6 protein-coding genes and 1 pseudogene are annotated in these 9,998 nt (G+C 72.5%); all 7 read left to right on the top strand.

What is annotated here, in order from left to right; genetic code table 11:
- Window positions 1-29 precede the first annotated feature (29 nt).
- Window positions 30-848 (top strand): thioesterase II family protein, encoded by an 819-nt coding sequence (locus tag FHU35_RS11305; protein WP_145738459.1) that lies wholly within the window; start codon window positions 30-32, stop codon window positions 846-848.
- Complete coding sequence (locus FHU35_RS11310) at window positions 820-2,409, top strand: condensation domain-containing protein (protein WP_186459381.1); 1,590 nt, start codon at window positions 820-822, stop codon at window positions 2,407-2,409. Before FHU35_RS11305 ends, FHU35_RS11310 begins: the two co-directional genes overlap by 29 nt.
- Window positions 2,406-3,863, top strand: coding sequence for a lyase family protein (locus tag FHU35_RS11315; RefSeq protein ID WP_145738464.1), 1,458 nt, complete (start codon window positions 2,406-2,408; stop codon window positions 3,861-3,863). Before FHU35_RS11310 ends, FHU35_RS11315 begins: the two co-directional genes overlap by 4 nt.
- Window positions 3,860-4,780: a GHMP family kinase ATP-binding protein gene (locus FHU35_RS11320; RefSeq protein WP_145738466.1), complete on the top strand. Its 921-nt coding sequence runs from the start codon at window positions 3,860-3,862 to the stop codon at window positions 4,778-4,780. The genes FHU35_RS11315 and FHU35_RS11320 overlap by 4 nt, the downstream gene beginning before the upstream one ends.
- On the top strand, window positions 4,770-7,001 hold the full coding sequence (locus FHU35_RS11325) for a pyridoxal-phosphate dependent enzyme (protein WP_145738468.1): 2,232 nt from the start codon (window positions 4,770-4,772) through the stop codon (window positions 6,999-7,001). Before FHU35_RS11320 ends, FHU35_RS11325 begins: the two co-directional genes overlap by 11 nt.
- An 18-nt stretch (window positions 7,002-7,019) precedes the next feature.
- Window positions 7,020-8,228: a cytochrome P450 gene (locus tag FHU35_RS11330; protein ID WP_145738471.1), complete on the top strand. Its 1,209-nt coding sequence runs from the start codon at window positions 7,020-7,022 to the stop codon at window positions 8,226-8,228.
- 152 nt (window positions 8,229-8,380) lie between these two features.
- Window positions 8,381-9,823, top strand: a pseudogene (locus FHU35_RS30420) (beta-ketoacyl synthase N-terminal-like domain-containing protein); the annotation flags it as partial.
- Between the last annotated feature and the right edge of the window lie 175 nt (window positions 9,824-9,998).

Below are 9,998 nucleotides of genomic sequence, written 5' to 3' on the forward strand. Positions count from 1 at the left end.
CCCGAGGACGAAGGGACACCGACCCCGACATGGCATCACCCAGCACCCCCGCCGGTTCGTGGTTCCGACGCTTCCACCCGCGTCCGGACGCCGAGGTCGCGCTGGTCTGCCTGCCGCACGCGGGAGGGGCCGCGGGGACGTACTTCTCCTTGTCGCAGCGGCTTTCCGAGGACGCCGACGTCATCTCCGCGCAGTACCCGGGCAGACAGGACCGGCTGCGCGAGCCGTGCCTGGAGAGCGTGCGGGAGCTCGCGAGCGGGGCTGCGCCGGAGCTGGACCAGCTGATCGCGGGACGCCCCTTCGTCCTGTTCGGACACAGCATGGGCGCCGCCATCGCCTTCGAACTGGCCCTGTCGCGCCGGCGCGACAGGGCCCGCGCGCCGCACGCCCTGTTCCTCTCCGGACGCGGTGCCCCCGGGCGGGGCATCGACCGCGGGATCCGCCTGCTCGACGACGACGGCCTGATCGCCGAGGTGCGGCGGCTGGCGGGCACCGACAGCCTCGTGCTCGACGAACCCGAACTGGTCCGGCTGGCACTGCCCTCGCTGCGCGCGGACTACGCGGCCGCCGAGACCTACGACCCCGGCCCCGGCGCGGTCGTGGACTCCGACGTCGTGGCGCTCACCGGTGATGCCGACGACAACGTCGGGATCGACGATGCCGAGCACTGGCGCGAGCACACCACGGGCGCCTTCGACCTCCAGGTCTTCGAGGGCGGCCACTTCTTCCTCAACGACCACGAGCCGCGAATCGCGGAGCTCCTCGGCACCGCGCTTCGCGGCGCGCGGGGAGTCGGCGCACCGGGAGGAGAGGAGGATCGTGCGGGACCGATCCGCCCTGGGCGGTGACTGGCCGCCACGGGCCTCCTTCGCGCAGGAGCGAGCCTGGTTCGCCGCTCGGCTCACCCACGATCCGCCGACCTACTGCGTGGTGGACGAGTTCCCCGTGCACGCCGATCTCGCCGCAGACGATCTCGTCGCGGCACTGGCGCTGCTGGCCGCGCGTCATGAGTCGTTGCGGACCGGGCTTCGCGTCGTCGACGGGCGGTTGACCCGTGACGTGCGCGCACAGGTGGAACCGCCGGTCGAACACCTCGACCTGAGCGGATTCGGTCACGGCGACCAGGGCGAGCGGATCCGCGCGTTGCGGGAGGCGATGGCGCGCAGGCCGTTCGACCTGGAGCGTCCGCCGCTGTGGCGTGCGGCGGTCCTGGAACTGGGGGAGGGGGCCTGGTCGGTGCTCTTCGCCGCTCACCACGCCGTCTACGACACCGCGTCCAGCTTCAACGTGCGCGCCGAGCTCACCGAGATCTGCGCTGCCGAGGAGGAGGGGCGCGACCCCAGGCTTCCGGACCTGCCGTGCACCTACGGCGAACACGCCCGGCGCGAGCGCGCCCGCCTCACGCCCGCGCGGCGCGCGGAACTCGCGGCCCATTGGCGCGAGCGCCTCGCGGGCCTCCCACCGGTCCACGCCGTTCCCCTGGACCGGCCCCGGCCATCGACGCGCACGTTTCGCGGTGCCGAGGTGCGCGCCGCGCTGCCCGACGACGTGCGTGCTGCCCTGGTCGACTCCGCCCGGCACCACGGCACCCGCCCGGTGGTGCTGCTGCTCGCCGGGTACGTCGCTCTGCTGCACCACGTCTCCGGTTCCGATGACATCGTGCTCGGCCTACCGGTGGCGGGGCGCGCCGAGGCCGCGACGCTGCCGATGGTCGGCGCCCTGGTCAACATGCGGGTGCTGCGCGTCGACGTCGGGGGCGATCCCGGCGTGACCGCGCTCGTGGGCCGCGTGGCCGCCGCGGTCGAGGCGGACGAGTCCTACGACATCCCGTTCCAGACCCTGGTCGAGCTGGTGGCCGCACCGCGACCGCCCGGCGTGCCACCGCTGTACCAGCTCGCCTTCAACCACGATCCCGGCGGCGTTCTCGGCGCTCCCGCGTCCTCGTGCGAGGAGGACCTGCTGCTGGACGTCACCGACGAGAAGGTCCGGGTCGTCTACGACGTCGCCCTGTTCGACCGCGCCACAGCAGAGGCACTGCTGTCGGACTACCTCCGCCTGCTCGCCACGGCGCTCGACGCCCCGGACACCCGCCTGTCGCAGCTCGGCCCGCGCCGTGCCGTCACCGGCGTCGGTCCCAGCCGTCCCGATCCCGCCGCCGGGGGCGCCCCGTCGACCGCGTGCGAACGGGACGTGGCCGGGGTCTGGCAGGACCTCCTCGGCACCGAAGTCACCGATGTGCACCAGGATTTCTTCAGCCTCGGGGGACATTCGTTGCAGGCCTTGAAGATGCTCGCGACGCTCACGGCCGCCTACCGCGCCGAGGTGTCGCTGCGGACCTTCTTCGCCGACCCGACGGTGGCCGGACTCGCCGTCGCACTACGCCGCGAACACCGAGGGGGAACGGCATGAAGGTGACCGGCCGGATCGACGGCGTCCCCAGCGAGGTCTGGCACGAGGAGGTGCTCGCTCCGCAGTTCGCCTACGAAGCGGAGCACCTGCTCGGCCACTACATCGCGATCGAGAAGGTCCTGCTGCTGGAGTACGTCCGGATGGACCTCGTCGACGCCGACGGGGCCGCCGCTCTCGCCGCCCGGCTCGACGAGCTGAACCCCGACGCGGTGCGAGCCGACCCCGAGCAGAACATGTCCGACATCTCCTTCGCCGTGGAACGCCACGTGCAAGACGGCCCCGTGACGCCCTTCCCGGCCTGGCACGTCGACCGCAGCCGCAACGATCTCCAAGCGTGCGCCCAGCTGATGGCCGCTCGCGAGACCCTCGCCGCCGTCGCCGACGACCTGCTCGCGTTCGCACGGACCGTGATCGCGCTCGCCGGTCGCTACACCGACGCGCCCATGCCGGGATGCACCCACGGCCAGGCCGCGCAGATCGTCAGCCCCGGCTTCCACCTGGCGGCGCTCTCCGCTGAGACGATCGCCGCGCTGCGCCGCATGCTGCGCACCTACGACGAGTGCGACGCCTGCCCGCTCGGTTCCGGCACGATGGCCGGGCAGGAACTGCCGTGGGACCGCGACCGCATGGCGGGCCTGCTGGGGTTCGCGCGCGCTCAGCCGCACGCGCTGGTGGCCGTCGCCTCCCGTTCCTGGACCACGTCGATCGCGGCGGATCTCGCGCAGCACGCGGTCGCGCTCAGCCGATTCACCACCGACCTCATGGACTGGTGCGGCGGCCACCGCGGTTTCCTCGACCTGCCCGACGAGTTGGCCGGCATCTCCGCGGCGATGCCGCAGAAGCGCAACTTCCCCGTCCTGGAACGAATCCGGGGCCGCTGTGCTCAGATCGCGGGTCGTGCGGCCGACATCGTCGCCGGGCAGCGCAACACGCCCTACAGCAACACCGTTGAGGTCTCGAAGGAAGTTGGCGGCCAGCTGCGGGTCCAGGCCGACGCCATGCGCTCGGCGCTGCGCCTCGCCCACGCGGTCATCGCCGGGGCGAGCTTCCGGACCGATCGCATGCGCGCCGCGTGCGCTGACGATCACCTCGGCGGGTTCACGCTCGCCAACCGGCTCACCCTCACCTGCGGCGTGCCGTGGCGCACCGCCCAGATCATCGCCGGCCGCTACGTGAAGACCTCAGTGGAGCGGGGACTGCGCCCCGGAGAGCCGGACGCCGCCCTGCTGTGCGCTGCCGCCGCCGAGTCCGGACACGTGCTCGACGACGGCGAGAACATCACAGCCCTGCTGGCGGAAGCGTTCGACGTCGACCTCGGGCTGCGCGCGAAGCAGTCGGCGGGCTCCGCGCATCCCCAACGGGTTCGGGAGCTGCTCGACGAGCAGAGCGAGGAGCTCGACGCCCTCGACGCGGCGTGGGCGGACAACGCGGCGCGCCGGAGGAGGGCCGCATGACCGAACCGGCACTCGCCGCCCGCCGCGCCGGCGTCGACCTGAACGAGGGCGGCGCCTCCGCCTGCGGCACGTTCGGAGAGCTCCTGCAAGGCGTCCTGCCCGACGGCACCGATTTCCTGGCCACGTTCCCGATTACCCACGGCACCCGCGCGTGGTTCCGCTACGACCGGAGCGGCCCGCTGCGCGTGTACCCCGCGAACCGGACGAAGTCGCTGCGGTTGGCCCGCGCCATGCTCGCCACCGGCGGAGCGGACGGTGGCGGCTCCTTGATCCTCGACACCGACCTGCTCGTCGGCAAGGGCCTCGCCAGCTCCTCCGCCGATCTTGTCGCCACGGCGCGGGCCGTCGGCGGCGTCCTCGGACTGGACGTCTCGCCCTCGGGCGTCGAGGACTGGCTGCGTCCCATCGAGCCCACCGACGGTGTCATGCACACCGGTGTCGTCCTGTTCGAGCATCGGAAGGTCCGGCTCCGCACCCGGCTCGGCACCGTGCCACCCGCCACCGTCGTCGCCGTGGACGAGGGCGGACTGGTGGACACCGTCACCCACAACCGGCGTGCTCGGCGGGTCCCACCGGCGCTGGCCGCCGAATACGCGCGCCTCGCCGACGATCTCACCGCCGCCGTCGGTGGTCAGGACCTGGCCGCCGTCGGCGCCGTCGCCACCCGCAGCGCCGTGCTCAACCAGCGGTGGCTGCCCAAGCGCAACCTCGACGCCCTGATCCGGATCGCGGGCGATCTCGGCGCCGCCGGTGTCGTGTGCACCCACAGCGGCACCATGACCGGGCTCCTGCTGGACGCCGGCGACCCCGGCCACGCCGAGGTGCTCAGCGCGGCGCGCGCCGCCTGCGCACGCCTGCCCGGAACCACGTCCGTCTACCGGTCCGCCGCCGTCCCCGGGAGCACGCATGCGTTATGACACCCTCGTCGACGCCATCGGCGACACACCGGTGGTCCGGCTGCGCGCGGGCGCACCGGAGGGCGTCGAGGTCTACGCCAAGCTGGAGCTGCAGAACCCGTACGCCATGAAGGACCGAGTCGCCCGCCGCATGATCCTGGAGGCGCGCCGAACGGGAGCGCTGGCCGAAGGCGCTCCCGTGGTGGAGAGCTCGTCCGGAACCATGGCGCTGGGCCTCGCGCTGGTCGGGGCCCAGCTCGGGCATCCCGTGCACATCGTCACCGATCCGCGCATCGACCCCGTCACCCGCGCCAAGCTGGCGGCGATGGGCTGCGCGGTCCACGTCGTCGAGGCGATGACGTCCGAGGGGTGGCAGGGCGCCCGGCTGGAACGCCTCGCGGACCTCCTGCGCGAGCTGCCAGGTGCGTACTGGCCGCGCCAGTACGGGAATCCGGAGAACCCCGCCGCCTACCGGGACCTGGCCGACGAGCTGGTCGCCGACCTGGGGACGCTGGACGTCCTGGTCGGCTCGGTCGGCAGCGGCGGCTCGCTGTGCGGCACGTCCGCGGCGCTGCTGGAGCGCTTCCCGGAGCTCAAGGTCGTCGGGGTGGACTGCGTCGGCAGCGTCCTGTTCGGCCAGCCCGATCTGGCGACGCGCAAGCAGAGCGGCCTCGGCAACAGCCTGTTCCCCGACAACATCGACTACCGGCTCTTCGACGAGGTGCACTGGCTCTCCGACGACGAGGCGTTCGACGCCACCCGGAGCTTGGCGCGGGAGCAGCAGATCTTCGCGGGCAACACGTCCGGCTCGGTCTACCGCGTGCTGACCCACCTGGCCGCCCACGCCGAGCCCGGCACGCGACTGGTCGGCATCATGCCGGACCGCGGTGACCGCTACGCCGACACCGTCTACCGGCACGAGCCCGCCGGACCGATCGCGGCGGAGCCCGCGCGGGTTCCGTTCGGCACGACCGTGACCGGCTGGTCGTACGCGTCGATCCCGCGCGGCGGGCGCCGAACGATGGTGTTCGTGGAGTCCAACACCACCGGCACGGGCATGCTCGCGCTGCGCACCGCGACCCGGCTCGGCTTCGCGCCCCTCCTGGTGACCCGCGACCCCGGCCGCTACAGCGGGCTGGAGGCGACCGGCTGCGAGGTCATCACCTGCGACACCGAGGACGACGCGGCCGTGCTGGCCGCGATCGGCTCGCGCGCGGTCGGCGGGGTCACCACGACCAGCGACTTCTACCTGGAACACGCGGCGCGCCTCGCGGAGGCGCTGGGCGTGCCCGGCCAGGCGGCTGAGACGGCCGCCGCGTGCCGGAACAAGGAGCTCACCAGGACGGCCCTGCGGGACGCGGGCGTGCCTCAGCCCGCGTTCGTCGTCGCCGAGGACTCCTCGGGCGTCGGTGAGGCGGTGGCTGCGGTCGGCGTTCCCTGCGTAGTCAAACCGGTGGACGGATCCGGCTCGCAGAACGTGCTGTGGTGCGCCGACGAGGCGACCGCCGTCGCGCACGCGGCGCGCGTGCTGGCCGTCACCGAGAACGCGCGAGGACAGCGGAGTCCCGGGCGGGTCCTCGTCGAGGAGTTCGTGGAAGGCCCGGAGTTCAGCGTGGAGATGTTCTGCACCGGCGGCGAAGCCGTGTGCGTGGGCGTCACCCAGCGGACCGCGACCCCGCTGCCCCACTTCGTCGAGACGGGGCACCTGTTCCCGGCGAACCTCGCGCGGGCGCAGCGGGAAGAGCTGGCGGAGGCCGCCCGCCAGGCGCTCAAAGCCGTCGGGTTCGAGCACGGCCCGGCCCACGTCGAGACGCGGCTGTCGGCGGCGGGACCGGTCGTCATCGAGATCAACGGGCGGCTCGCGGGCGGCATGATCCCCGAGCTCATCCGCACCGCGACCGGAATCGACCTCCTGGAGCAGCAGATCCGCGCGACCGCGGGCCTTCCCGTGAACCTCGAGGCGCAGCGCCACCGGCACGCGGGCCTGCGCTTCCTCACGGCGGGCGAGCGAGGCCGGTTGACGGCGGTGAACGGAACCGCCGGTGCCGCACGGGTTCCCGGTGTGGTCACCGTGCACGTCACGGCCGCGTCCGGCCGCGCCGTCCGGCCGCCGAGGGAGTCCTACGACCGGCTCGGCCACGTCATCGCGGTCGGTGACACGGCGCAGGAGGTCGCGACGTCGCTGGCGGGAGCCGCGGAGCTGCTGCGAGTGGAAACCGAACCGGACACCGACGACCGCTGAGAACTGTTGAGGACTTTCATGGATGACTTCACCTACACCGCAGGTACACCCGCGCCGCCTCGCGCAGCCGGCTGCCCGTTCGACCCGGCGGCGGAACTGCTGGAGGCTCGCGAGCAGGGCGGCCCGATCATCCCCTACGAGTTCCCCGGCGGACGGCCCGGCTGGCTGATCACCGGCTACGACCTGGTCAAATCGGTGCTGGCCGACGCGCGGTTCAGCGCCCGCAAGGACCTCATGCGCCATCCGACCCTCGACTACGGGGACGTCGAGATCCCACCGGCGTCGCCGGGCGAGTTCCTCTTCATGGACGGCGCCCAGCACCGTCGTTACCGCAAGGCGCTCATGGGCAAGTTCACGGTGCGCCGGATGCGGCTGCTCACCGAACGGGTGGAGCAGATCACCGCCGACCACCTGGACGCCGTGGAAAAGATCGGGCCCGGAGTGGATCTGGTGCCCGCGTTCGCGAAACCGATTCCTGCCACGGTCATCTCCGAGCTCCTCGGCGTACCGGAAGGGGAGCGGAACACTTTCCAGGAGCAGGTCGACTCGTTCCTCAACGGCGAGGGCGACGAGGAGAGCCTGATCCTGGGCTACGCCGCGACGATGGAGCACATCGGCGAACTGGTGGCCGCCAAGCGCGCGAACCCCACCGACGACGTGCTCGGCGATCTGACCTCCACCGATCTGGACGACGAGGAGCTGAAGGGGATGGCCTTGCTGCTGCTGGCAGCCGGGCTCGACACCACGACGAACATGCTGGGACTCGGTGCTTTCGCGCTCCTGCAGCACCCGGAGCAGCTGGCCGAGCTGCGCGACGATCCCTCGCTCACCGATCGGGCCGTGGAGGAGCTGCTGCGCTACCTCACGGTCGCCATGACGTTCATGCGGACGGCGCTGGAGGACGTCGAGCTGGGCGGGCAGACGATCAAGGCCGGTTCGCCGGTGATCCTGTCGTACAACACCGCCAACCGGGACCCGGAGCGCTTCGCCGACCCGCACGTGCTCGACTTCCACCGCCAGGCCTCGGGGCACGTGGCCTTCGGCTACGGCATCCACCAGTGCCTGGGTTCGCAGCTGGCTCGCGTGGAGATGCGGGTCGCGTTCCGCGCGCTGCTCGACCGCTTCCCCACGCTGCGGCTGGCGGTACCGGCCGAGGAGGTCTCGCTGCGCCCGGAGACCGCGGACATCTACGGCGTGAAGAGCCTGCCCGTGACCTGGGACGCGTGACCGTAACGGCGGAATCGCCGGATGTTCTCCGACGGGTGCACGACCAACGATGAGAGGTGGTGATCACTGGACGCGAGAAATGGGTCGCGATGGATATGGCTGCCGAAGATGCCGGGTTCGTCACGGGGCAGCCTGTCGACCCGGACACGACCATGGCCGTCGTCGGCGTCTCGTGCCGATTCCCCGGCGCCGAGGACCCGCAGCGGTTGTGGCGGTTGCTCGCCGAGGGCGGGAGCAGCGTCTCCGAGGTGTCAGCCGGGCGCTGGTCCGGAGCCGCCGCCGAGGAAGCGCCCCGCTGGGGGGCGTTCCTGGAGCACCCCGAGGAGTTCGACGCCGCGTTCTTCGGCATCTCCCCGAGGGAAGCGCCGTACGTCGATCCGCAGCAGCGTCTCGCGCTGGAACTCGGCTGGGAGGCGTTGGAGAACGCGCGCATCGCACCGGATCGGGTGCGCGGTACGCGACTCGGCACGTTCGTCGGCGTCTCCCACGACGACTACGCCCAGCTGATCTCCTCGCACGCCCACGCGCTCGCCACCGAACACGCCTTCACCGGCGTGCAGCGCGGCGTCATCGCCAACCGGATGGCCGCCTTCCTCGGGGCACGCGGCCCCAGCATCACCGTCGACTCCTCCCAGGCCTCGTCGCTGGTGGCGCTGCACCTGGCCTGCGGGAGCCTGCGCGGCGAGGAGTCCGACATCGCGCTCGTGTGCGGGGTCAACCTGCACCTGCTGCCGCAGAGCGTGCTGCTCGCCTCCCGGCTGGGAGCGCTGTCCCCGCAGGGGCGCTGCTTCACCTTCGACGAGCGGGCCGACGGTTACGCGCCGGGCGAGGGCGGCGGCGCCGTCGTGCTCAAGCGCCTGCGCACCGCGCTGGCCGACGGGGACCGAGTCCTGTGCCTCGTCCGCGGCAGCGCCACCACCAACGACCCGGACGGCGACACCCTCACGGCGCCGACCGTCGCCGCTCAGGCCGAGACCCTCAGCCGCGCCTACCGGCAGGCGGGCATCGCCCCGGACACCGTCGACTACGTCGAACTGCACGGCACCGGCACCCCCACCGGGGACCCGGTCGAGGCCGCCGCCCTCGGCGAGGTCCTCGGCAGCCGCCGTCCGGCCGACCAGCCCTTGGCGGTGGGTTCGGTGAAGACCAACATCGGTCACCTCAGCGGTGCGGCCGGTATCGCGGGGTTCATCAAGACCGTGCTCGCCCTCGCGCATCGGCAACTGCCCGCCAGCCTGAACTTCGACACCCCGCACCCGCGGATTCCCTTGGAGGAGCTCAACCTCCGCGTCCAGCGTCAGCTCGGCCCGTGGCCCGACGGGCCGCTCGTGGCGGGTGTGAGCTCGTTCGGCATGGGCGGCACCAACTGCCACGTCGTGCTGAGCGACTGGCGGCCCGAGCCGGAACCCGACCAGCCTCGATCGGACCTGCCCGTCGTGCCTTGGCTGCTGTCCGCGCGGAGCGAGGAGGCGCTGCGGGACGCGGCGTCGCGGCTCGCGGACACCGGCGCCGCGGACCCTGCGGAGGTCGCGTCGTCGCTGGTGTCCACCCGCACCGCCTTCGACCACCGTGCCGCGATCGTGGCGGGGTCCCGGGACGACCTCGTCGCCGGGGCGCGTGCGCTGGCTGGCGGCGGCACCGCGCCCGAGGTGCTGACCTCCGCCGATGACGTGACCGTGGTGTTCTCGGGTGACCGGCCGGAAGGCGGGGAGGGCCTGGCTCGCTTCCCGGTGTTCGCCGAGGCGCTGGCCGAGGTGTGCGAGCTCTTCG

The sequence above is a fragment of the Saccharopolyspora dendranthemae genome (assembly GCF_007829955.1).
Lineage (GTDB): Bacteria > Actinomycetota > Actinomycetes > Mycobacteriales > Pseudonocardiaceae > Saccharopolyspora > Saccharopolyspora dendranthemae.

Excerpts from the sequence above, each read along its gene's own strand:
- FHU35_RS11315 (WP_145738464.1), top strand. The coding sequence starts at position 2,406 with ATGAAGGTGACCGGCCGGATCGACGGCGTCCCCAGCGAGGTCTGGCAC.
- FHU35_RS11330 (WP_145738471.1), top strand. The coding sequence starts at position 7,020 with ATGGATGACTTCACCTACACCGCAGGTACACCCGCGCCGCCTCGCGCA.
- FHU35_RS11320 (WP_145738466.1), top strand. The coding sequence starts at position 3,860 with ATGACCGAACCGGCACTCGCCGCCCGCCGCGCCGGCGTCGACCTGAAC.
- FHU35_RS11325 (WP_145738468.1), top strand. The coding sequence starts at position 4,770 with ATGCGTTATGACACCCTCGTCGACGCCATCGGCGACACACCGGTGGTC.
- FHU35_RS11305 (WP_145738459.1), top strand. The coding sequence starts at position 30 with ATGGCATCACCCAGCACCCCCGCCGGTTCGTGGTTCCGACGCTTCCAC.